This window comes from Clostridium sp. FS41, assembly GCF_000954015.1.
GTDB lineage: Bacteria > Bacillota > Clostridia > Lachnospirales > Lachnospiraceae > Enterocloster > Enterocloster citroniae.
The window spans coordinates 1-24,106 of sequence record NZ_JYHN01000024.1 but is presented as its reverse complement, the minus strand read 5'-3'; the positions used below and the strand labels follow the sequence as shown (position 1 = coordinate 24,106).

The 24,106-nt window shown below is 50.0% G+C and carries 20 protein-coding genes and 1 pseudogene; 6 read left to right on the top strand and 15 right to left on the bottom strand.

Annotated elements, in window-relative coordinates; genetic code table 11:
* Position 1: 1 nt before the first annotated feature.
* The 6 genes from CLFS41_RS02700 to CLFS41_RS02675 form a co-directional block, all read right to left on the bottom strand.
* Positions 2-1,261 carry an amidohydrolase gene (locus CLFS41_RS02700; protein WP_242856762.1) on the bottom strand — a complete coding sequence of 420 codons (1,260 nt, stop codon included), beginning with the start codon at positions 1,259-1,261 and terminating at the stop codon, positions 2-4.
* A 13-nt stretch (positions 1,262-1,274) separates the two neighbouring features.
* Positions 1,275-2,273: an oligopeptide/dipeptide ABC transporter ATP-binding protein gene (locus CLFS41_RS02695; RefSeq protein ID WP_200895071.1), complete on the bottom strand. Its 999-nt coding sequence runs from the start codon at positions 2,271-2,273 to the stop codon at positions 1,275-1,277.
* Complete coding sequence (locus tag CLFS41_RS02690; RefSeq protein ID WP_045091375.1) at positions 2,270-3,274, bottom strand: ABC transporter ATP-binding protein; 1,005 nt, start codon at positions 3,272-3,274, stop codon at positions 2,270-2,272. Before CLFS41_RS02690 ends, CLFS41_RS02695 begins: the two co-directional genes overlap by 4 nt.
* A 14-nt stretch (positions 3,275-3,288) precedes the next feature.
* Entirely contained in the window at positions 3,289-4,197 is a 909-nt protein-coding gene (locus tag CLFS41_RS02685) for an ABC transporter permease (RefSeq protein WP_007862182.1), read from the bottom strand.
* 4 nt (positions 4,198-4,201) lie between these two features.
* Positions 4,202-5,167 (bottom strand): ABC transporter permease, encoded by a 966-nt coding sequence (locus CLFS41_RS02680; RefSeq protein WP_007862183.1) that lies wholly within the window; start codon positions 5,165-5,167, stop codon positions 4,202-4,204.
* A gap of 134 nt (positions 5,168-5,301) precedes the next feature.
* On the bottom strand, positions 5,302-6,951 hold the full coding sequence (locus CLFS41_RS02675; RefSeq protein WP_007862184.1) for an ABC transporter substrate-binding protein: 1,650 nt from the start codon (positions 6,949-6,951) through the stop codon (positions 5,302-5,304).
* A 250-nt stretch (positions 6,952-7,201) separates the two neighbouring features.
* Between CLFS41_RS02675 and CLFS41_RS02670 the strand changes: the two genes are divergently transcribed.
* Positions 7,202-9,196, top strand: a complete 1,995-nt coding sequence (locus CLFS41_RS02670; protein ID WP_045091374.1) for a sigma 54-interacting transcriptional regulator — start codon at positions 7,202-7,204, stop codon at positions 9,194-9,196.
* Here the strand turns inward: CLFS41_RS02670 and CLFS41_RS02665 are convergent.
* Positions 9,193-11,427, bottom strand: a complete 2,235-nt coding sequence (locus CLFS41_RS02665; RefSeq protein WP_007862188.1) for an extracellular solute-binding protein — start codon at positions 11,425-11,427, stop codon at positions 9,193-9,195. The two genes, CLFS41_RS02670 and CLFS41_RS02665, sit on opposite strands and share 4 nt — an antisense overlap.
* 256 nt (positions 11,428-11,683) lie before the next feature.
* On the opposite strand from CLFS41_RS02665, the gene CLFS41_RS02660 reads away from it, so the two are divergent.
* From CLFS41_RS02660 to CLFS41_RS02640, 5 genes are read left to right on the top strand one after another with little or no spacing between them, the layout of a single operon-like run.
* Positions 11,684-13,036: an ABC transporter substrate-binding protein gene (locus tag CLFS41_RS02660; protein ID WP_045091373.1), complete on the top strand. Its 1,353-nt coding sequence runs from the start codon at positions 11,684-11,686 to the stop codon at positions 13,034-13,036.
* 59 nt (positions 13,037-13,095) lie between these two features.
* Complete coding sequence (locus CLFS41_RS02655) at positions 13,096-13,992, top strand: sugar ABC transporter permease (protein ID WP_152648999.1); 897 nt, start codon at positions 13,096-13,098, stop codon at positions 13,990-13,992.
* A 13-nt stretch (positions 13,993-14,005) separates the two neighbouring features.
* Positions 14,006-14,827 carry a carbohydrate ABC transporter permease gene (locus CLFS41_RS02650; RefSeq protein WP_007862194.1) on the top strand — a complete coding sequence of 274 codons (822 nt, stop codon included), beginning with the start codon at positions 14,006-14,008 and terminating at the stop codon, positions 14,825-14,827.
* 11 nt (positions 14,828-14,838) lie between these two features.
* Positions 14,839-15,522 (top strand): MBL fold metallo-hydrolase, encoded by a 684-nt coding sequence (locus tag CLFS41_RS02645; RefSeq protein WP_007862196.1) that lies wholly within the window; start codon positions 14,839-14,841, stop codon positions 15,520-15,522.
* Positions 15,523-15,551: 29 nt separating this feature from the next.
* Positions 15,552-16,226, top strand: a complete 675-nt coding sequence (locus CLFS41_RS02640) for an MgtC/SapB family protein (RefSeq protein WP_040416046.1) — start codon at positions 15,552-15,554, stop codon at positions 16,224-16,226.
* A gap of 140 nt (positions 16,227-16,366) precedes the next feature.
* Here CLFS41_RS02640 and CLFS41_RS02635 read toward each other — a convergent pair whose 3' ends face one another.
* From CLFS41_RS02635 to CLFS41_RS02605, 8 genes and pseudogenes are all read right to left on the bottom strand, one after another.
* Positions 16,367-17,023: a class I SAM-dependent methyltransferase gene (locus tag CLFS41_RS02635; RefSeq protein WP_007862199.1), complete on the bottom strand. Its 657-nt coding sequence runs from the start codon at positions 17,021-17,023 to the stop codon at positions 16,367-16,369.
* Between the two features lie 44 nt (positions 17,024-17,067).
* Positions 17,068-17,211: pseudogene (locus CLFS41_RS30625) on the bottom strand (GNAT family N-acetyltransferase); the annotation flags it as partial.
* Positions 17,212-17,258: 47 nt separating this feature from the next.
* Positions 17,259-18,488: a winged helix DNA-binding domain-containing protein gene (locus CLFS41_RS02630; RefSeq protein WP_045091425.1), complete on the bottom strand. Its 1,230-nt coding sequence runs from the start codon at positions 18,486-18,488 to the stop codon at positions 17,259-17,261.
* Positions 18,489-18,597: 109 nt separating this feature from the next.
* On the bottom strand, positions 18,598-19,512 hold the full coding sequence (locus CLFS41_RS02625) for a hypothetical protein (RefSeq protein WP_007862203.1): 915 nt from the start codon (positions 19,510-19,512) through the stop codon (positions 18,598-18,600).
* A gap of 328 nt (positions 19,513-19,840) precedes the next feature.
* Positions 19,841-21,643 (bottom strand): aspartate--tRNA ligase, encoded by a 1,803-nt coding sequence (gene aspS / locus CLFS41_RS02620; protein ID WP_007862204.1) that lies wholly within the window; start codon positions 21,641-21,643, stop codon positions 19,841-19,843.
* Positions 21,644-21,654: 11 nt separating this feature from the next.
* A complete protein-coding gene (gene hisS, locus CLFS41_RS02615) occupies positions 21,655-22,920 on the bottom strand; it encodes a histidine--tRNA ligase (protein ID WP_007862205.1) in 1,266 nt (421 codons plus the stop codon).
* 231 nt (positions 22,921-23,151) lie between these two features.
* Complete coding sequence (locus tag CLFS41_RS02610) at positions 23,152-23,421, bottom strand: hypothetical protein (RefSeq protein ID WP_143111176.1); 270 nt, start codon at positions 23,419-23,421, stop codon at positions 23,152-23,154.
* Positions 23,402-23,749: a hypothetical protein gene (locus CLFS41_RS02605; RefSeq protein WP_045091371.1), complete on the bottom strand. Its 348-nt coding sequence runs from the start codon at positions 23,747-23,749 to the stop codon at positions 23,402-23,404. The genes CLFS41_RS02610 and CLFS41_RS02605 overlap by 20 nt, the downstream gene beginning before the upstream one ends.
* Between the last annotated feature and the right edge of the window lie 357 nt (positions 23,750-24,106).

Genomic DNA, 24,106 nt, shown 5'->3' with positions numbered 1-24,106 from the left:
TCTATTCTTTTCCATAAAAAGCAGGGACAATTTCTTTATGATACGCGATGCTCTCTTCCCTAAGTTTCCCATCCGTCAGGATATCAAACGCAGTCATGGCCAGACCTTCGGCGCCCAGGATGCAGATCTCATCTGCTTTTGGCTCCGCTGCAACCCTTGCATATTCAGTGGAATGGGCTTCAATGGATGCATCGTCCGTAATGGACAGATAGTCATGGATAGCAGGGATACGTATGGATACATTGCCTATATCCGAGGATCCGAACAGTTCTCCCGGTTTCGGGTAGCACATGCTGATCCCCAGCTCTCCCATGTTTTCCTTAAACGCCTTGCACAACGGCAGACATGGATAACGCTCCGCGTAAATGGGTTCTGTCTCGATCTCAGCCGCAGCGCCGGTCAAGTCCTGCGCCCGCCTGATGCATCCCTTGATCATGCCGATCAGCTCATCAGCCCTTTTCATGGTCTCGGCCCGGATGCAGAACTCACACTTGGAAAACTCCGGAATAATATTTCCCGCTGTCCCGCCTTCCAGTATCACGCCGTTTACATTGTCCTGCACTCCAAAGGTGGGGCGGATCATATCGATCTGGTTAAACACACTGATAGCCGCGCTCAGAGCATTGATACCCGCGGATGGAACAGAGGAGTGGGCCGACTTTCCGCGAAAGGAAACCGTAATGGAGCCCGAGGCCCTTCCTCCCCGGTTAATATAGTTGCGCTCCACACCGCCTCCTGTGGGATGCATCATCAGGGCAAACTCCACCCCGTCAAATCCGCCCCGTTCCAGCATCAGCACCTTCCCGGCTCCGCCTTCCTCCGCCGGTGTGCCTAAAAGCCAGATCTCACCGTCATACTGATCCATCTTGGACGCCATGCCCAGAAATGCTCCTACCGCGCAGGCGGCTATGACGTTGTGGCCGCACCCATGGCCCACACCCCTGAGGGCGTCATATTCAGCCAGGAATGCCACCACCGGTCCCTTTCCCCTGCCTTTTTTCACTGCACGGAAGGAGGTAGGAATTTCACAATAGTTTCGCTCTATTTCCACTCCTTGTGTTTTCAAATACGTCTCTATGGCGTCCACTGCCTTATATTCCTGAAATCCGATCTCCGGATGCCTGTGGATCTCATGGGAAAGTCCGATCAGGCCTTCCTCCAGCCCATGGATCCGATCCGCGATCTCCTGTTTTTCCCTGGATAACATTTTATTTTCCTCTTTTCCTGTCTCTATTTTCAGCTGCGTCAAATAGTCTGCCACGGTACATGACCCGTCACAGTATATGGCAGGCGGCCTGATGCCCGGGTTCGATTTCCCTGAGTTCCGGGTGTTCCCTGCGGCACCGCTCTGTGGCATAGGGGCAGCGTTCGCAGAAAAAGCACCCTTTGGGCAGGTTTACAGGGCTGGGAATCTCTCCGGTGGCGTCAATATGCTCCACCAATGGTTTCTCCCCAACGGTGGGAACCGCTGAGAACAACACCTTTGTATAGGGATGCAGCGGGTTCTGGAACAAGGTCTGCTTATTCCCCACTTCCACCAGGGCGCCCAGGTACATAACGCCCAGACGGACGCTGATGTGGCGCACCACGGAAAGGTCATGGGCAATGAACAGACATGAGAAATGGAACTCATCCTTCAGGTCCATGAGAAGGTTAAGGATCTGGGCCTGGATGGATACATCCAGGGCAGATACCGGTTCATCCGCAATAATAAACTCCGGCTTAACAGCCAGCGCCCTGGCAATTCCAATGCGCTGTCTCTGGCCGCCGGAAAACTGATGGGGGTATCTGCCGGCCTGTTCAGGGCGGAGCCCCACCCGGTTCAGGATGTTCATGCACTGCTCCCTGGCATCACTCTTGTCTTTTGCAACCCCGTGGAACAACATGGGTTCCATAATAATATCCTCTACCCTCTGCCTTGGGTTCAGCGAGGCATAGGGATCCTGGAAGATCATCTGCATGCTTTTTCTGTATGGGAGAAGCTCCCTGGGGCTCAGATGGCTGATATCCTCACCCTTGTACAGCACTTGGCCCCCTGAGGGTTCCAGAAGGCGGATGATGGTCCTGGCAGTGGTGGATTTGCCGCATCCGCTCTCCCCCACCAGGCTGAACACCTCGCCCTTTTCAATCTGGAAGTTTACCTTGTTTACCGCGTGGACCACCTTGTCCTCTTTTATGATCTTTCCCTTTTCAACCCTGAGGGACTGAAGAAGGCCTTTTGTCAGATGAAACTCCTGGCTTAAATCTTTTACTTCAATCAATGGCGCCATCATTTCCCCTCCTCTTTCCCTGTTTTATCTTTTACCAGTGGAAAATGACAGGCAGCCATATGGTCTGGGCCGACCCGCTTCATCTCCGGTTGTTTATTCAGGCAGATTTCCTGGCAGTATTTGCACCTGGGAGCAAAATAGCACCCTTCCGGCAGTTCAAACATATTGGGCACCATGCCCGGGATATAATCCAGACGGTCCCTGTCCTCCCACAGCTTGGGAATGGAATTTAACAGTCCCTCGGTGTAGGGGTGGGCGTTATAAGAAATAATATCCTGTGTGTTTCCTGTCTCCACCAGCTTGCCGCAGTACATGACATTGATCCTGTCCACCATCTGGGACACCACTGCCAGATCATGGGTGATCAGGATCAAAGCAGTATTGTGCTCCTTTACAAGCTTTCTCATCAGCTTCAAGATCTGTTCCTGAATGGTAACATCCAGGGCCGTGGTGGGCTCATCCGCGATCAGCAGCTTGGGATTGGTGGCCAGGGCAATGGCAATGATAACCCTCTGCCTCATACCGCCTGAGAACTGGTTGGGATATTCCTTTAACCGCTCCTCAGGATTGGGTATGCCCACTGAGGACAACAGTTCCAGGCACCTGGCCCTGCGCTGGGCCGCATTCATCTGGGGTTCATGAAGGATCAGAACCTCCTCCATCTGCCTCTGAATGGTATACAGGGGGTTTAAGGACGTCATGGGATCCTGGAACACCATGGAAATATCCTTGCCCCTGATCTTTGTCATGTCACGCTCACTGGCATGGCTTAGATCTTTGTCACCGAACATGATATGGTCCGCCTTGACCACGCCCGGTTCCTCCACCAGCTTCAGGATGGAAAAACTGGTGACGGATTTACCGCTTCCGGATTCACCTACGATTCCCAGGATTTCCCCCTCCCTCAGGGTAAAACTCACATCATCCACGGCCTTGACCACTCCCTTAAATGTATGGAAGTAGGTTTTCAGGCCTTTTATATCCAGTAATATTTTATTTTCCATTACAGCCACCTCGCTTATTTCAGATTGGGGTTCAACTCATCTCTTAGGAAATCCCCCAGCAGATTGATGCCGAACACGATGAGCATGATGTAAAGGCCCGGAAATACGGAAGCCCACCACAGCCCTGAGAAGAGCACGTCAAATCCTGTCTTAACCAGCAGTCCCAGGGATGGCTGGGTAATGGGCACGCCTACGCCAAGAAAGCTTAAGGTCGCCTCTGTCAGGATAAAGTTACCAATCTGAATGGTGGCAAGGACGATAATGGAATTGACCACATTGGGCAGCACGTGTTTTATGATGATGATGCGGCCCGGAAGGCCGATGGTCCTGGCCGCTTCCACGTACTCCATCTTTTTTACGGACAATGTCTCACCCCGGACCGTTCTGGCATAAGTCACCCATCCCACCATGGTGAGGGCAATCAAAAGCTTGCCCACGCCCCTGCCGAACACGGACATGATAAAGAGGGCGATTAACATGGAGGGGAAGGACAGCTGGATATCCGCGATCCTCATGATCACGGCATCCACTTTTCCACCAAAATAACCTGCGATCAGTCCCAGGGTAGTACCGATACAGCAGGAAGCAGCCATGCCCACCAGACCGATCATAATAGAGCTTGCACTTCCGTAAATGATGGCGCTGAGGATATCCCTTCCCTGTTCATCTGTTCCCAGCAGGAAGGACATCTTTCCCCCGTCCAGCCAAAAAGGCGGCAGGTAGGAATCGGACAAATTGATCTGTGTCAGGTCATATGGATTCTGAGGCGCCAGGAACCGTCCCACCACGGCTGTGAGGATGGCGATCAGAACCAGAATACTGCCGATGATGGCAGGAATATTGTGTTTATAATGGAAGAAAAACTCTGAACTTAAAAAGCTTTTCCACCAGCCTGTCTTTTCTGCGCGTACTTCGTTTTCCATGTCATCACCTCAATTCAATTCTGGGATCGATCAATGTATACAACAGATCCACTACAAAGTTTAATACCACAAACATACAGGCTGCGGCCATGAGATAGGCCACGATAATAGGCCTGTCTGATTTGTTGATGGCGTCAATGAGCAGCTTTCCCATGCCGGGCCATGCGAAAATGGTTTCCGTGATGGTTGTAAAAGCAATCATATTCCCCAGATCCATACCAAATATGGTAACCACCGGGATCAGGGCATTCTTTAAGGCATGCCCAAAAAGCAGTGTTCTGGACGACACGCCCTTGGCCCTTGCAAATTTAATGTAGTCCTGGCGCATGTTCTCCAGAATGCCGGATCTGGTAAGGCGCAGGGTGGTGGCCACATTGGTGATGGCCAGGGTAATGGCCGGGAGGATAATGAACCTGATCCCGCCCGGGGCAAAAATACTTAAGTTCACCCCCAGCACATCCACCGTACCGCCCCTGCCCGAAGCAGGCAGCTTGCCCAGGGTGACCGCAAATATGTAGATCATCATCATACCCACCCAGAAGGATGGAAGGGAAATGCCCAGTATGGAACCGGACATGATGATCTTGCTGCTGGCCCTCTTTGGATACGCTCCCGCGTAAACGCCCAGAGGAATCGCGATCACAAGCACTAAAAGGGCTGCTATGGCAACCAGCTCCATGGTTGCGGGCATACGCTCCAGGATAAGACCCATGGCAGGTTTGCCGTAGGTATAGGACTTACCGAAGTTTCCATGAAGCACATCTTTTAGGAAAATGGCGTACTGCACAGGAAGAGGCTTGTCAAGCCCCAGCCTGGCACGGGCCGACTCAACCTGTTCCATAGTTGCATTTTCAGGCACCAGCATATCCACGGGGTCGCCGATAAAATTGGTCAGCATGAATACCAGTATGGAAACCACAAACAGAACCACTATCATCTGTACAAATCGTTTTACTATATATTTTAACACTCTGTTTCACCTCGTTCTTAGCTATACCTTGCCGGATTGTAAAAAAGGGAACTGCCGCAAAGGTATTCCTCTCCCTGTTTTGCAGCAGTCCCTTTGGCAGGCATAATTCCGCCCTATATCAGGCGTATTACGCCTTATTTGTATGAGAATTCCCAAGCCAGAACGTATTTGTTCATTCTTGGAGTATAGTCAAGAGTATCCTTGATCGCGTATGTATCCTGCTCAAAATGCAGCGGGATGTATGCATAGTCATCCCTGGCGATCTTCTCTGCCTTGGCAACCAGTTCCCCTCTCTTGGTGTCATCCATCTCCGTGTATGCCTCTTTGATCAGGGCATCCACCTCTGCGTTGGAGTAGTGGCCTCTGTTTACAGTTCCGTCACCGTTCTCCCTGTTAAAGGTCTGGAGCATGTCGTGAAGCAGGGAAAGGCCATCGCCGGAAGCATCGGACCAGCCTGTCATCAGCAGCATGGACTTGTTCTCAGCCGGTTTGATATAGGTGAAGAAGTTGGCCTTTGGCATCAGGTTCAGGTTTACCTTGATCCCCACTTTCTCAAGAAAGCCAGCAACTGCCTGTGCGATCTGCCCATCATTCATATAGCGGTCATTGGGAGCGTCAAGGGTCACCTCAAATCCATCCGGATAACCTGCCTCTGCAAGGAGCTGTTTTGCCTTCTCAGGATCATAACCCTCACGTTCCACAGGAGCATATCCAACATATCCTTCCGGGATAATGGAATTCATCTCAAATGCGCAGCCGTTCATGATGTTCTTGATAATGGTGGCTTCGTCAATGGCAAGGTACATTGCCTGTCTTACCTTAGGATCCGCCATGGGGTTCTTCTGTCCCGGGAACAGTGGGGAATCCTCCCGGCTGTCCAGGTTCAGATAGATTTCCCTGGTGCCCTGCTGTTTTAATATACTGATGCCCTCGGTGTTCTCCAGCCTGTCAATGTCACGCGGGGAGATATCAATGGTGAAGTCCACTTCCCCTGTGAGCATGGTAGCTGTCCTGGTTGCCTCGTTTGTGATGGGGCGGAAGCGTACATTCTTAATGGACGGCACTTCACCCCAGTAATCCTCATTGGCAGTCATGTCCAGATGGTCTTCCTTTACCTGCTCCACAAACTTATAGCGGCCGGTACCAATCACCACATCGGAGATCTCCTCCTCTGTCTTGCCCTCCACATTCTCCTGCTTTAACACATAGATCTGAGCCACGTTAAAGAGCATCAAAGGATTCGGTGTCTTGGTCGTGATCTTAATCGTGTTGGCATCCGGGGCCTCTATCTTCTCAAAGGTGCTGGTGTAGCTGCTGAAAGCAGAAGGTGAATCCGGATCCTTGGCCACATTGATGGAGGCCAGAACATCACCTGAATCCATTACCTCACCGTCATGGAACTTAACGCCCTCTCTCAGATGGAAGGTCCATACCAGACCATCCTCGGAAGTTTCCCAGCTCTCTGCCAGACCTGGCTCAAACTGCATATCTGAACCCTGCAATACCATGGCCTCATAAATATGGGCCATTACCTGGTTTGTAGGACCTTCATCATATTTAAACGGGTCCATGGAAAGGATATCTGAAGCCATGGCGATCACCAGGCTGTCCTTTCCCGAAGCACTGTCTGAAGCAGCTTCCCCTGACTGCCCTCCCTGTGTGGCCTGGGTTTCAGACGTTCCTCCTGCCGTGGTAGCAGTGGTCTGGGAACCTCCGCCGCAGCCGGCAAGACATCCCGCTGCAATGGATACTGCAACAAATAAAGATAATGTTCTTTTTTTCATTCTTATACTCCTCCTTCTGTTCTTGATAACTGCCCTTTCTTTACACAATGATAAAGAAAAAGCAAGGGCGCACCCGGTACGAAAAAAGCGCCATTGCTTTTCTTAAATTTTATTGATTTAATTTATCAATGTCAAATAAACCGGGACAAAAACACCCCTAATGTGATCCATTTTTTGTTTTCTAAATGCTTTAGGTTGTTTTAAATGTTTTTTCAGGATATAATAAACCTAATTACGGGAGGTTTTTACAATGAAAAAGAAATTATTGGTCTTAACAAACAACCCGGTTGCAAAAATCGGAATTGCATCCTATCTGTCCTCAATCTTTAACCAATACCTCACCATACAGGCAGCCAGAGGCGCGGACGCCACCCCTGAGCTCATGGAAAGTGCCGACTGCATCCTTCTCACCACGGAGAACGTAAAGGATAATCTTTTATACCCCCTGCCTGAACAGGTATACCAGATGGTCTGCATGCGCACCTTTAACCACACCTACCTCCATAAGATCCTTCAGATACCGCCGGGCTCCTCCGTATACCTGGTCAATGACACGGAGGAAAACGCCAATGAAGTCATCCTCCAGCTCCAGGAATACGGTTTTTCCCAATATCATTTCCTGCCCTGGTTTCCGGGTTGCACGGATCCGGACCCGGATATCCACTACGGCGTCACCCCCGGAGAACTCCACCTGGTCCCATCCACTCTTTCAACGGTGATCGATATGGGCAACCGGGTGGTGGACATTTCCACTATCAACGAGATCATTGCATGGTTCCACCTTCCCATCAGCCTGGCGGACGAGGTGACCAGGAATTACATAAGCCATATCGTACAGGTCCTTAAGCTGTCCAACCAGCAGCTGAGCCATGCACTGGACATGAAGCAGATCACACAGGTGGTTCTGGATAATGTATCCGAAGGCTTCTGCCTGCTGGATGAAAACGGTATGATCAAGATGGCCAACCATCCATTTCGCAAGCTCACAGGCTTTAAGGAAAAAAACCTGGTGGGAAGGGATTTCCATGCCCTTTTAGCTTCCTATGGCATTGAATACGATTTTCCCAAAACAAGGGAAACCATCATCGGGCAGCCGGGACACGGCCAGGTGCGCCTGTGGTTCCAGAGATTCAGCCTGAACCCCAAATCGGAGATCTACCTGCTCCATGCCACTGAGTGCGAAGACCAGGCAGCAGGTATCCGGCCTTCCGGGTCCACCTTTCCTTTCCGCACCAGGAACCTATATGACTTTAACAATATGATCACAAGGAATCCCACCCAGACCCATCTGCTGGACACGGCCCGCAGGATATCCCTGAACGACTTTCCGGTGATCATCCAGGGGGAAAGCGGCACGGAAAAGGCAATGCTGGCCCAGGCCATCCACCGCAATTCCAGGCGCCACGATGGCCCCTTTGTTTCCTTAAACTTTTCCTCCCTGAATCCATCCGGCATTGAGGCGGAGCTTTTGGGCACTGAGGAAAATGCCTCCCTGGGAACCCACCGCCGTCTGGGCGCATTCAGGGCCGCCTCAGGAGGCACCCTTTTAATAAACGGCATCCATCACACCGCGCCCCAGACACAGCAGCTCCTTCTTAACGTGCTTCAGAACGGATATTATATGCCCATAGGCAGTTCAGAACCCATGACCCTGGATGTGAGGATCATCGCGACCACCACCAAGGACCTGTACGGCCTGGTGCTGGAGGGCCGTTTTCTGGATGACCTGTTTTTCCTGCTGAACACATTTTCCCTGAACACAGTCCCCATCCGGCAGCGCAGGGATGATATTCCCCTGCTTTTAAACAGCCTGCTCAAAGACGCATTTAAGGACCCCACGGTCTTTATGGAAGGGGTCCTCACAGAACATCTTATTACATTTTTAAAGCAATACGACTGGCCCGGCAATGCCCAGGAAATGAACAACCTGTGCAACTACTTTTCCTGCATATACCAGCGTGAACGGATTCCCCTAAGCGACCTGCCCGGCTACATCCTGAACCAGATCCTCAGCCGCCAGACCTCCCTGGATGTGACGGAAAAGCATATCCTTTCACTGATCATAATGAGTCCCCGCATCGGCCGCGCCTCCATCCAGGAACAGCTGCTTCAAATGGGCATCACTCTGTCGGAGGGAAAGATCCGCACCGTGCTCAAGCGCCTGGCTGAGGACGGATGCATCAAGGTACACCGTACCAGGGGCGGGTGCGAGGCTACGGAGCTGGGGATTTTGATGAGCCGCTAGAACCGGCTCTTAAAGTACCGTTCAAACTGCTCCTGGGCGTTTCTAAGCGATACCTCAGGGGAAGATATGCTGCTGTAGGCATTTTTCACAGCCATGCCCAGGATACTCAGGAATTTCCTTTCATCAAAGGCCATTCCCGACTGCTCGGGGATCCGGCCGCCTCTGGTAAGGGTGAAGCATTCCTTTGAAAGGTTCATCCACGGGAAGTTGTGGAGCACCTCATAATTTTCATATGTCTTTTTGCAGGGGGATGTGCTGCCCAAAAGGGATGCGGCCGATGATATGGGCTCGCTGCACATCCACTTAATGAAGGATAGTGCGTCCTCGGGATGTTCCGAATATTTCGATACCCCCAGGCTGCCTCCGCCAATGACCGGATTCGCCCCCGGAACCATGGTATAGCCGATCTTTCCAACAATATTGGACGCGTGTCCCAGCAGGTCGCTTGCATAATTGCTGTAGAGAATGGACATTGCATAGTTGCCCGTGGCAAAGCTCCGGGCCGTGTTGGTCCACCAGCTGCAGTAATCCCGGGCAGTGTAGGCTTTCACCTCGATCAGCTCCTTCAGGGCCCGGATGGACACATCCGAGTCCAGATGTATCTCACGGCTGCCGTCATACAGGTTCTCCTGGTGGCTGAACAGCCTTGCCAGATACTCCGACCCTGCCACTCCCGTGGACCCCATGGTGATGGTTGCGCCATAATCCACAGGGGATGCCTGGTTCACAGACCTGGTAAAAAAGGCCGCAATACGGTTAAATTCCTGAAATGTCCTGGGGGGCGCCAGCTCGGTCCGAAACTGCTCAAAGTACATCCGTTTATAGATGGGGCTCTCAAATAGATCTTTCCTGTAATACAGGATCTGTACACTGGGGGTGGAGGGCAGGGTGTAGATACGGCCGTGAACTCTGGCGTAATGCTTCAGGGTCCCGTCCAGGAATTCCCCAAAACTCCTGTCGATAGCAGGATCTATATCAGTCAGCGGCATCAGAAGTTTTTCCGCAAACCAGGAAAGCCAGGTCACATCCAGACGCAGCACATCGAAATTAGAAGACTGGTTCAGGGTGTTGAACGCCTCATAGATCTCATCGTAGGAATAGATACAGATATTCACACGGGTTCCGGTCTTCTTGGTATACAGTCTGGAAAAATTCCGCATGATATAGGCTTCCGGGCTGTCCAGGGTGATCACATTAAGGGGCTTTTTATCCCTTGGCACAATAATATTGGAATACCAGTCCCTGAAACCGCTGCTCTCCAACATCACCCGGCTCCATTCTTCTCTTTTCCCGCCTGCTTCCTCCTCATCCGCCTGACGGATCAGGATCTCTGCCGCCACCTTCCCCAGCTGGCGGTAGTTCATCTCATATTTTGTAAAATCATTTTCCGGCATGGTGAACACCGGCGAAACCGTATATATCTCCAAGGGCTTGTCCGTGCCGTAAAACGTAAGGCAGATATCTTTCACACTCTCCGCAAATCCGTAGTTGGATATGAAAAAAGCCTGAGGCATGGGCCCGTTAAATATCTGCATGATGTTTTGATATCTCCGGAAACTGTCCGTCTGTATATGGGTCACCTGGCAGCTGCAGCCGTCCATGGTTTCCATGAACCCCCGGTAAAAATCAGCTTCATTGGAATAGCAGAGATTGCCGGTGAGAAGGCAGACATTGGTGTATCGGCGCCGGATCGCCTCCCGGGCCATCCCCGCCCCGGCTTCCTCATAATCAAATCCTATAAAATCCGACTGAAACCCCGGTCTTCGTTCCACGAACAGCATCCCGGGCAGATCTCCCTCTTCCTTATAAATACTTCCCTCTTTATAGATATTTTCCTCATAGGGTGTTCCGGCCACGGACGAGATACAGGCAATTCCCTTAACCAGAAGAGGCCGCACCTCTGACAGAGCCTCCTCCTCGCTGGCCGGCGTATTCTCATTGGCCATATGGCGGGTCACTGTGTATCCGCAGCTTTGGGCATAGCTTTTAAAGCTGAAATAAAAATCCTCATACTGCCTTGCCCTGGAATCCGGCATAATGACCGCCAGGGAATTACTAAGACCTTTGCGCAGCAGGGCTGCCCGCCCATTGGGAACATAGCCCAGCTCATGCGCTGTATCCATGACACGCTTGATTTTTTCGCTGCTTACATTTCCCTTGCCGTTGAGCACATTGGAAACTGTTCCCTGCGCCACTCCCGCTGCCCTGGCGATGTCCTTGATCGTTACCATAGTGACCTCCTATCTTGTAGAAATTATATCATATCTATTAGAAAACAACAATCTGAATTCCCCTCGCTCCACTGTATTTGAATTATATTCAATTTCATTTTTGAGCATTTTTTCCTATATATCGTAAATTATAAGAAAATTTTAGGTAAAATATTGTAATTTTTGTGTATAAGTTTGCATATCATAATTGACACGTTTCAATCCTTTTGCTATAATTAGCCTATCTGATAATCAGGCACTTAAAAGGAGGAAACAAATGAAAAAAAGAGTAGCACTTGCAGCAGCTGCAGGACTTATCGTATCAGCTATTTCCTTAAGCGGATGCCAAAACAACAAGACCGCACAGCAGACTCAGGCTGCCAGCGAAAGCACCACCCCAACCACAGCGTCCAAAGACGCCCTTCATCTGACATTTTATTATCCTGTCAATGTAGGCGGATCCGCAGCAAAGCTGATCGAACAGATCTGTACAGATTTTAACGCAGAAAATCCCGACATCGTAGTAGAACCGGTTTATACAGGAAATTATGACGACACCGTTACCAAGATCCAGACAGCCGTACAGGGAGGCACCCCTCCGGATGTATTTGTCAGTCTGGCAACCCAGCGTTTTACCATGGCTTCCACCGGGATGGCAATGCCTTTAGATGAGCTGATCGCAGCTGACGGGGATGAGGGAAAGGCATATATCGGTGATTTCCTGGATGGTTTTATGGAAGATTCCTATGTGGACGGTCAGATCTATTCCATCCCCTTCCAGAGAAGCACCATGGTACTTTTCTACAACAAGGATGCATTTAAGGAAGTGGGTCTTGATCCCGAGAAGGCGCCTGCCACATGGGAGGAAGTTGTGGAATATGGCCAGAAACTAACGAATGACAACCGATTTGGCGTGGGGCTTGCCCTGAACTCCGGATCCGCCCAGTGGGCATTTACAGGATTTTGCCTTCAGAACAGTGCAAACGGCGAGAATCTGATGACAGAGGACGGCAAACAGGTTCTGTTCAATACCCCGGAGAATGTGGAAGCGCTTCAGTTCTGGCTGGATCTGCAGAACAAGTACAAGATCATGGCTCCCGGTATTGTACAGTGGACCGATCTTCCCACCCAGTTCCTTGCGGGTGAGGTTGCCATGATCTATCACACCACAGGCAACATGGCCAACATCAACGAAAATGCCAGCTTTGAGTTCGGCACCGCATTCCTGCCAGGGCATAAGAGGGTGGCCGCTCCTACGGGCGGCGGCAATTTCTATATCTCCAGCGGTATTTCCGAAGACAGGGTACAGGCCGCATGGAAATTTATCAAATTTGCAACCGAGCCGGAAAGGGCCGCACAATGGTCATTGGATACAGGATACGTAGCAACCAGGAAATCCTGCTTTGACACAGACCTGATGAAGAATTATTATGAGGAAGTACCCCAGGCAAAGGTGGCATATGAGCAGATCCCTATGTCCAAGCCGGAGCTTACCACATACAATGCAGCTGAAATCTGGCGTATCTTAAACGACAACATACAGTCAGCCGTTGTTGGAGACGCCACACCTGAGGAAGCCCTGTCGGCAGCCCAGGATCAGGCCACTGAGGTCCTGTCAGAATACCAGTAAATCCACCATGAAGGAACCTTGATACAAGGTTCCTTCTAAGCTAACAGAGGGCAATGAATATGAAAACATATACAAAAAAACAACGTGACCTTAAAAAGAACCTGATCGCATGGCTTTTGGTCACACCGTCATTGATCTTTATGCTTATTTTTACTGTGTGGCCTGTTTTCCGCAGTATCTATCTAAGCATGACAAAATATAAGCTGGGCATGAAGGCCCCGGATTTTATCGGCCTGGAGAATTACATCAGCCTGGCAGGCTCCTCCCTTTTTTGGAAGGTAATGGGCAATACCCTTTACTTTGCCCTGATCACCATCATACCCAGTATGGTAGTCGGCCTTTTCCTGGCTGCCATTGTCAACCGCAAGAGCAGAGCCACCGGGTTTGTGCGCACAGCCTACTTTTATCCGGTCATCATGCCCATGATCGCCATTGCCAGCATCTGGATGTTTATCTACATGGCAAAGAACGGCCTGTTTGACCAGATGCTTTCATCCCTTGGCATCAAGCCCATGAACGTGCTCTCCAGCAAAAAAATGGTTTTGCCCGCCATGGCTTTTATGTATGTGTGGAAGGAAGCCGGATACCTGATGGTCTTCTTCCTCTCCGGCATCCAGAGCATTTCCGAGGAAGTCAATGAAGCCGCCAGAATTGACGGCGCAGGTACCTGGACCATTTTCAGGAAGATCACACTGCCGCTCCTGGCACCCACCTTTTTATTTGTTTCCACCATTGCCCTGACCAACAGCTTTAAGCTGGTGGACCATGTGGTCATCATGACCGAAGGGGCGCCCAACAACGCCTCCACCCTGCTTCTCTACTACATATACCAGCAGGGCTTTACCAACTTTAACTACGGGGTATCATCTGCCCTGACAACCGTTATGCTTGTCCTGCTTATGATCGTTGCACTGCCGCGCTTCCTGAGCCAGGATAAGAAGATTCACTATAATTAAAGGAGGATCAACCATGCAGAAGAAAAAACGAACCGGTTTCGCAGTCACCGCATTTGCAGTTATCCTTGGGGTGTTATGGCTGATTCCGTTGATCTGGATGGTTGGGACTGCATTTTCCGTTCCCTCCTTCCACATGTCACTGTTTCCCACCACTCCTTTTACCCTTGATAACCTTTATTATGTGTGGAATGCCATTCCTTTTGCCACCTACTATATCAACACCCTGGCCCTGGTCATATGTACCTTTGCCGTCCAGTTTGTCACCTCCACCCTGGCAGCCTATGCCCTTGGTGTTATGGATTTTAAGGGTTCCTCCCTTCTATTTGCAGTGATCTTCATGCAGATCATCATCCCTAATGATGTACTGATCACCCCCAACTTCATGACACTTTCTGAGATGCGGCTGGTGGACACAAAGATCGGTATGATGCTTCCTTTCTACGGAAGCGCACTGGCGATCTTCCTCCTGAGGCAGCATTTTAAATCCATCCCCAAGGCCCTGGCCGAGGCGGCTAAGATTGACGGCGCCAATACCTGGCAGACCATATGGAGGGTATACATGCCCTGTGCAAAGCCGGCTTACCTTTCCTTTGCGGTCATCTCTGTCAGCTATCATTGGAACAACTATCTGTGGCCCTTGATCGTTACCAATTCACCGGAGAACCGGACCCTGACCGTGGGTCTTGCCATTTTCGCCAAGTCAAAGGAAGCAAACATGCAATGGGCTAATGTCTGTGCCGCTGCATTTATCATCATCATCCCATTGCTTTTGGCATTCTTTTTTGCTCAGAAACAGTTCATGAGCAGCTTTGTAAGCGCAGGCATTAAAGAATAGGAGGCGTTTTCATGAAACTTAATTTTCTGGGAAAGGGCTCTGCCTTTTATCCCGTTTTCGGCAATACAGGGGCTTATCTGCGAAGCGGCAGCGAACTGTACCTGTTAGACTGCGGGGAGACCATCTTTGATACGCTCTACCGAAAGGAAGACTTGAACAGCATAACCGCAGTTTACGTGATCCTCACCCATCTTCACGCAGACCATGTGGGCAGTCTGGGAACGCTGATATCCTATTATCACTGCCTCCACGGCATCAAGGTCCATGTCATCCACCCCGAGTCCACCATAACCCAGCTTCTGACCCTGGTGGGAATTGACCCGGAGGCATACATTTACCTGGAACACCTCCCGGAAAACAGAGCGGGCCTGAAGGCAGAGCCCGTACCGGTCAAACATGCAGCCGATATGAAATGTTACGGTTATCTCCTCTTCGATGACCGGGAGTGTGTCTACTACAGCGGAGATGCCTCCGATGTGCCGGATGAGATCCGCACCCGGTTCCTCACCGGTTCTGTACAGAGAATTTACCAGGATACATCCACCCATGACTCCCCTGACCCTTCCCATTGCTTTTATGGAAAGCTGGAACAGTGGGTACCCATGGAAAAGCGCATGTCGGTGTACTGTATGCACCTGGACAGCGCATGTGAAGAACTTTTGACAGAAAAGGGCTTTAATATCGTACAAATATGAGAAAGGAAGGAATCTGCCCGGTGATGCGAATGGAACTATTGAACCGTCTGTCCCCTGAAATGCAATTTCAAAGCGAGCTTCTGATGAGAATTATCCTGGCATGCTTTGTAGGTTATATCATAGGATACGAGCGCAAAAGCAGGGACAAAAGCGCAGGCATGCGCACTCACGCCATCGTAGGCCTGGGGGCCGCCCTGATCATGATCGTATCCAAATACGGGTTTCACGATATCCCTGACTATGACGCTTCCCGTGTGGCTGCCCAGATCGTATCCGGCGTGGGTTTCCTGGGTGCGGGTATCATATTTGTGAGAAATAATATAGTAAGCGGCCTGACCACGGCAGCGGGGATCTGGACAACCGCAGGTGTGGGAATGGCCATTGGGGCCGGATCTTATTTTATCGGAATCTGTGCAGGCTTTCTGGTCGTCTTTATCCAGATCCTGCTTCACAACATACCCTTCCTGTCCTCTGAGCCAACCAGAGGCTATGTAAAAGTGACCACGGATCATTTTGACGAAGTGATGTCAGAGATGCAGGAAAAATTCCGCAGGGAAAAGATAAAAATCATAGGATTGAAAATCAATAAATCCAAATCTGAGACCAAGATTGAGTTTGATCTGCTTTACCCGGCAAGATATGAGAAAAACAAACTGCTCCTTGCGCTTTCAAAGGACGAAAGGATTCATGGGATTTCAGGATGAGGATGGGACTTTAAATTGGGACATTTCCAAACAATCTTTGCTCAAACAATACTCACGCAAACAATCCTCCAGCAGTGAATGCCGGAGCATTCTTATGCTTCCGGCATTCATCTGTTGGATCCTCTCTTTATATGCATTCTTTACCGGCTCTTTGCCAATATAAAATAATGTTTGCTATTATGCTTTTCACCTGCATAGTAGCAGTCATCCACATGCCGGATATGCCGGATCTCAAACTCTCCAAACAACTGGATGATATCATCAAAGGTGACATAAAAATGGGGGACACCCTGTTCCGGCCCTTCCTCTGTTTTTACAATTGTATTATCATCGATTTTAGGATACCCGGCTTCTTTATAGCTCCAAGTTTCTTTTGAACAAAGTGATAAAAATATCTCCCCATTGGGTTTCAGCACCCTGTGGATTTCAGAAAGGATGGCCTCCATTCCTTTTGTGTCCGTATGGGAGATCACATGATACGCAAATATACCGTCAAAGTACTGGTCGGGATAAGGGAGTTTTAACATATCGCAGATATGGGTATTTATGCTCAGATTCTCTTTCTTAGCCCAGCCGGTCAGCGTGTTTACCCCGTCTTCCGACAGATCAAATGCCCATACATGAAAGCCCTGCTTTGCAAAAAAAATGGAATGACGCCCCAGACCACAGCCAAAATCCAGTAAATTTTTAAAGTTCATCTCCTTCCATCGGTTTGCAAAATAATAACTCTCCTCACTTGGCTTGAGCCAAAAGGGATCCGTTTCCTGTTTCCAATCCCATGCTCTTGAAATATTCATCTTTGCCTCCGTAAATTACCTCATTATATTTTCTAGTTTATCTATTAATCCTGTTTCATGTATAAAAGCGGATACGGATTTCCCTGTTTGTCATGACCCGTTCTTTGATAGACCTGAAAACCCACATGTTCGTAAAACCCCTTTGCAAGTGGGTTCTGCTCATCCACAACCAGTTCCTTGACTAAATAAATGTATTGATCCTACAGATTTTTCCATATTTCTACCAGCTGTTGTATCAGCTGAGGGGGACCGTTCCCCGACCTCTATCATTCCCATATATCCCTCCGTCAACGCGGGTCAGCCGCAATTCCTGTTGGCGGAATCCAGCGTATTCCTCTGCCAGATTGCGAAGTTTCTGCATCTCATGACAATCTTCCCAAAGGGATAGTTTTATCTCCATCCCCTTACCTTTCTTTTTAGATGTCCAAACGCCGATGATCTCTCCGCGGAATATGACAGCACCCGGATTGGTGACAAGTTTCCATATCTGTCTGTGCAGGGACTGGTCGGGCTGCAGGATCATTCGGTCGCGCTGGTCCAGGAAGGGGTCATGGGCGCCAAGAAATAAAAGTTCCCTTGAAAAGACCGCATCGGCAAAAAGCTGCTCTTTGTCCTCAGATAAAATAAATGCCTCTTTCCCCAACACCCCGACCGGCTCCATTTCCCCTGAAACAGATTCCCACATACGCCGCCCCTGGGAACGGGAACACCCCAGCCAGGTTACGAACATATCAATTGTTGCAGGTCCATAGCAGTGCAGGTATTTCCTCACCAGCTTTTTTTCAGATTCCTCATCCGCCTTTAAGGTATGCCCTGTCCAGTTTTTATAGGAGGTAAATGCAGGGCTGATGCCGCTCCGTTCCCCAAACACCACCAACCCCCTGAAGGCACAGGGGCGAAGCAGAAAGGATACCACAGCGCCGCCCACAGTCTGCTTATCCGGGCTGCCGTACATGGATGGCCGATTCCACAGACCGCGCTTTGAGGAAGGCAGCAGCGGCGCCATCCACTGGGCAATGGTCTCATCCAGCGCATTTTTGCTGACAATAACCTGGTCATCCAGCTGCGGCATGACCTGCAATAACATATCTGACAGATCACCCATCTCCATCTCCAAAAAATCAAGGGCCAATGTGATCCCCTGTGTATAGATCCACGGCTCTTCTCCTCTGGGAATAAGAGCAGACAAAAACACATCACTTTCCGCGGTCGGAAATACAACAGGCGCTCCCCTTAAGCTCCATGCCTGCAAGAGCGTCTTATCCCCATACAGCAATTGCTCCATCTCCCCCAAAGTGCAATCGGGAACACGGTTGTACAGGGCTGCCTCCCATGCGCCGGGCGGGGTGTTCTGCATCCCACATGCGCCTATGGCCTCCCCTATATCAGACTTCCGGTATACTGCATCCAGATGGTGGGAGCGGAGCCTGAAGCTCCTTATCCGTTCAATGCCTGGCTCTTCCATGTAATATGTCCTTTCTGTAATATGCCTGTTCCGGATCATATCCTCACCGGATCATGTGTTATTTGTACAATGTCTTCCTTGTACCATATTCTCTCCGCACCATGTTACTCTACCGATTATCATGGGCTGCATATTTTTCATAGTAGGCAATGGCCACATCTTCGCTCAGCGAAAATCTACGGCACAGTTTTTCTATAATCCGTCCTCTTGGAATACCTTCCTCCATGTTGTCCAGGATCAGTGCCTGAATGCCTTTTGCCATTCCTTTTGCCATTCCCTTTTCCAGCCCGGTTTCCATGCCTTCTTCCCAAAGCATCTGTCCCAATATCGTCATTCCGATCCTCTCCTTTACTTTTTCTAGTTCTTCCCTTTTTAAGAACTTGACCGCCAACGCATACAAAACAGACTGCATCCGTTTGATCTCGCCTTTCCTAATATCCAATTCCCCGCGCTGGAGTATGTCCATGCCCTGGCAGATGCGCTCGCTCATCGCCATCTCCCCTGACATCAAAGGTGACAGGAGAACTGGAAATACATCATAACGCTTCAATTGTTTTCCCTTTTTCATCTTGCGCTCCAGCTTCTCAAAAACGTTTTCCGCATTACGGTCCTTCAAACGCACCAGCTCAACCCGGTATATACTGTTCCCGTTAACCAGTTCCCCCTTGAGTATCTTTACATTGGAGGTACACAGCACGGTAGTTACCACCGGAACATTGTAAACCATACCGATAAATGCCTCGTATTCCCGAAACCGTCTTAAATCCCGCTGGGTGATGCTGTCGCTCTCAAATTCCAGGTGTCTCCATGAGCCGTCTTTCATGATAAAGTTAAAGTCTTCCTCCAGCCTGCGCATCTCCAGATGGATATGTTCTGTGGGCGCCACCCGGTCAATCATGCCCTTTACACCCACATAGGGCAGCAGATCCTCCCCGAAAAACTGGGCGGCGGTTTTCAGTACCCGGTCCTCCAGCTGGCTGACCCTTTTGTCCTCCCCCTGCCTTGGCAGGCCTTCTTTTCCCATACAGCCTCCTGTTCCGGCAAGCCATATAAGAACCTATCCCCATTATATCGTTTTTAAGTAAACCAGACAATAGCGCCTTTGCCTTTTCCTTTGTTCCTACCCAAGCGGGTAAGAGTATGATATGTTCATAGTAAATGGATCCTTTGCCCGATTCAATGGGCAGAATATGCGCACTGCGCACCTTAGATTAGAATGATCAAATGATTTGCAGCAATGAGAGATAAGCTCTTACGGCACGCCACAGACTGGTCTACTTAATATAACATGGTTCCTCGGGTTGGGCAAGACTAAAATGAGAGCGGATAACCATCCGCTCCCATTTTCTTTTTTATGATTCAACTACTGCTTCCTCTGCCGCAATCTCGATTCCCAACTCTTCCAGCTGCTTTCCATCCACAGGAGCAGGAGCTTCCGTCATCAGGCAGGAGGCATCCTTTACCTTCGGGAAAGCAATTACGTCACGGATGCTGTCCGAGCCAACCATCAGCATGACCACCCGGTCCAGTCCGTATGCCAGACCTGCGTGGGGCGGTACGCCGTACTTAAATGCGCTTAACAGGAAGCCGAACTGCTCCTGTGCGCGTTCCGGTGAAAATCCCAGTACTTCAAACATCTTGGACTGGATATCCGCCTGGTGGATACGTACGGAACCTCCGCCCAACTCAACGCCGTTAAGCACAATATCATACGCTTTTGCCCGCACACGGCCCGGATCTGTATCAATATACTGCAGGTCCTCATCCATGGGCATGGTAAATGGATGATGCATGGCTACATAGCGGTCTTCCTCTTCCGAGTATTCAAGCAGCGGAAACTCCGTTACCCAAAGGAATTTGAAATCATCCTTCTTAAGAAGATCCAGCTGCCTGGCCAATTCCAGACGCAGGTTACCGAGTACGTCATATACCACCTTATTCCTGTCAGCAGCAAACAGTAACAGATCTCCCGGCTGTCCGCCCATGGCAGCGATCAGGGCATTCATCTCGTCTTCCTTCATGAACTTTGCAAAGGATGACTTAAAGGTACCGTCCTCTGCGATCGCCACATAGGCAAGGCCCTTGGCTCCAAAGCCCTTGGCGTATTCAACCAGGGCATCGATCTTTTTCCTGGGCATATGTCCCTGTCCCTGTGCATTGATGCCGCGCACAGTGCCGCCGTTCTCCAGGGCGCCCTTAAACACAACAAACTCGCAGTCCTTTACCACATCAGATACATTCTTAAGCTCCATTCCAAAACGCAGGTCAGGCTTATCAGAGCCAAAACGGTCCATGGCTTCCTGCCATGTCATACGCTGGATGGGAAGCTGTACATCAAAATCACAAATTTCCTTAAACAGCTTTTTAAGAAGACGCTCATTCACCTCCAGAACATCATCCACATCCACAAAGGACAGCTCCATATCGATCTGTGTAAACTCGGGCTGACGGTCAGCCCTTAGATCCTCGTCCCTGTAGCAGCGAGCCAGCTGGAAATACCGGTCATAGCCGGAGCACATAAGGAGCTGCTTAAAGAGCTGGGGTGACTGGGGAAGCGCATAAAAGGAACCGGGATGTACACGGCTTGGCACCAGATAGTCACGTGCGCCTTCAGGTGTACTCTTGATCAGGGTGGGAGTCTCTATCTCAAGGAATCCTTCCTCTGCAAGGAATGCCCTTGTAAGGGTGGCAACCCTGCTTCGTGTGATCAGGTTTCTCTGGATATCAGGCCTTCTCAGATCAAGGAAACGGTACTTAAGGCGAAGTTCTTCCTTGGTCTTGGAATTCTCCTCAATGGGAAACGGCGGTGTCTCAGACTCCGCCAGCACCCTCATGGACTGTGCCCTGACTTCAATGGCGCCTGTGGCCAGGTTCTCATTCACAGCACCGGAACGCGCTTCCACACGGCCTGTCACTGCAATGACAAACTCACTTCTCAGCTTCTCAGCCTTTGCAAAGTTCTCAGGACCGCAATCGCTCTCTTCAAATATGATCTGCAGGATGCCGGAGCGGTCCCGTAAGTCCACGAAAATGATTCCGCCCTTGTTCCTGCTTTTCTGTACCCATCCCATTACGGTCACTTCCCGACCGATATTAGCGGTTGTTACTTCTGTACATCTGTGGGACCGCTTAAGCCCAATCATTGATTCTGCCATAATTATCTCCTTTATTTCTTCAAGCTTTCCTTGTAGAATTCCTTAAACTCCGTATAACCTTCATTTCCAAGCTGCTCCTTCTGGAACTTCTTGTTCTTGTTCATCTGGGCAACCAGCACATGAGCGCCCTTTTTGCGCTCCTCCATGGCCTCTTTGATCACGCCGGCCAGGGTGATACTGTCCACTCCCTTTTCAAACAGATACGCTTTCTTTTCTCCTGCTCCGGGCACCTTGAAACCATTGTCCATAAGAATGGTTACGATCCGCTCAAATCCAATGGAAAAACCACAGGCCGGTGTCTCCATGCCTGTAAACTTTCCGATCATCTTATCATAGCGTCCTCCGCCTGCAACGGAACCTCCGAATCCTTCCATGGAAACCTCGAAGATCGTTCCCGTGTAATAGGACATGCCGCGCACCAGGGTCGGATCAAACTCCAGGCCGAAATCAGCCTCAGACACCTCAGTCACCGTGTCCATAATGTGTGCCAGATTACGGCTCACCTCAAGGGGCATTACATCTGCCAGCTTCTGGCCAAGGGCCCGCACACCATCCGCATTCCTGGTCACATTCTTGAGCATGTCCAGATATTTGTCAACACATTCCTTCTGGTATCCGGACTCTAAAAGTTCCTTCTCCACTCCCTCCAGGCCGATCTTGTCCATCTTGTCCAGTGTGATGAATACCTGGTCCATGGAATCCTCCGGGAATCCGCAGTACAGAGCCATTCCCTTTAAGATCTCCCTGTCATTGATCCTGACTGTAAATGCATTGTCCGGGCAGATCTTACTCAGAGCCGCAGTGGTAGCCAGGATCAGTTCAATCTCAGCCAGGCTGGTTGGATCGCCCAGGATATCAATGTCGCACTGTACAAACTGACGGAAACGTCCCTTCTGTGGTCTGTCGGCACGCCACACGCTGCCCATCTGCAGGGCCTTAAAAGGGCTTGGCAGGTTTGCCGCATTATTGGCATAATAGCGTGACAGAGGAAGGGTAAGGTCATAGCGCAGCCCGCTGTCCACCAGATCGTTCTCCCCAGAAGCAGTCTCCAGGTTCAGCTTGTCTCCCCTTTTCAGGATCTTAAAAATAAGCTTTTCATTATCCCCTCCCTGTTTGCTGGTCAGGTTTTCTATATGCTCCACGCAGGGGGTCTCTATCTGTGAAAATCCAAAACCCCTGTAAGTCTCTTTGATCTGATCCATCACATATTCGCGGATCTGCATTTCCGCAGGAGTGATATCCTTCATACCGGTAACCGGTTTCTTCGCCAATGCCATATGCATTCTCCCATTCTTTCATTCTGATTTTAGTCAATACCTATATTTTAAATAACTTTTACGATTTTGCAAGTGTTTTAAGGAATTTTCCCCATATAAAGCAGCAATACAGCAGGACGGCCCTGTATTTTGGCTGTCCTGCTGTATATTGGTGCTGTATGATTATGATTTTGGCGCAAACATAAACGTTTTGCAGACTGCCCCGTCAGTAAGCTCCCGCGCCATATGGACCTACCTCATTCTCTCATACTCATACGCCTCCAGGATCAGGTCCGTCAGTTTCAGCTTAACCGGCCCGCTGATCACAACAGCGGGCATTTGTTTTTTCCCTTCTCTCAGATACGGGTAGACAACACTCAGCCTACCTCTGCTGCTGTAAATACGGATGCCGCATATGGTAACCCCTTCACTGACCCTGACCGAAGCCATGGCGCAGGGGCGGCCTGGGGCTTCCCCCATGACGCGGACGCATACTTTCAGATTACTTGTGTCTGCCGCCACGTACATCCTCCCTCCAATCCATCCGGTCCTCCAGCCGCTGTAAGGAATACTCGGTCAGGGCCTCCCTTGCCTCCTGGCAGCTGGAACAGGATATGCCTTTTCCCATAATATAGCCCGCGGCCTGATTCCATGACTTCAGGCCGTATTTTTCCCGGGGTATCCGGTCCAGTACCAGGCGAAGGACCGACTGCCAGTACCAGGTTCTCAGATCCGATAAATATGTGCAGCCTAAAAGCTCTCTGAGTTCTTCCAGCAATGCGGAACCTGTATCTTCCCTGCTGCACACTTCCCTACTGTAACCATCTTCCACCTTGTTTGATTTAATCATACGTGACTCCTTACCTGCTTTTACAAACCGCAAAAAAAATTAAATTCCAGGCAGATTGTAACTACATAATACATATTATGTCGTATTTTTTATCACCTTTTGGCCCCGGCCCTTTCCACATAACGCTGCCCATACCATGTATTTTGTATGGTGTTGCATGGCATTGGGCAAGCATTACATGGTTCTACGCGGTTCTGCAGGGTTCTGCAGGGAGATCCCAAGAGGAGTCTGGATGGTTCCCTTAAAAAAATATTGCCTGCTCACGGTTTTGTGATATAATAAATTCATGGAAACCAGCTTATTGTTACAGATAATACGCTGTTTTTATGTATTTGTAAAACATAATATGTATTATGT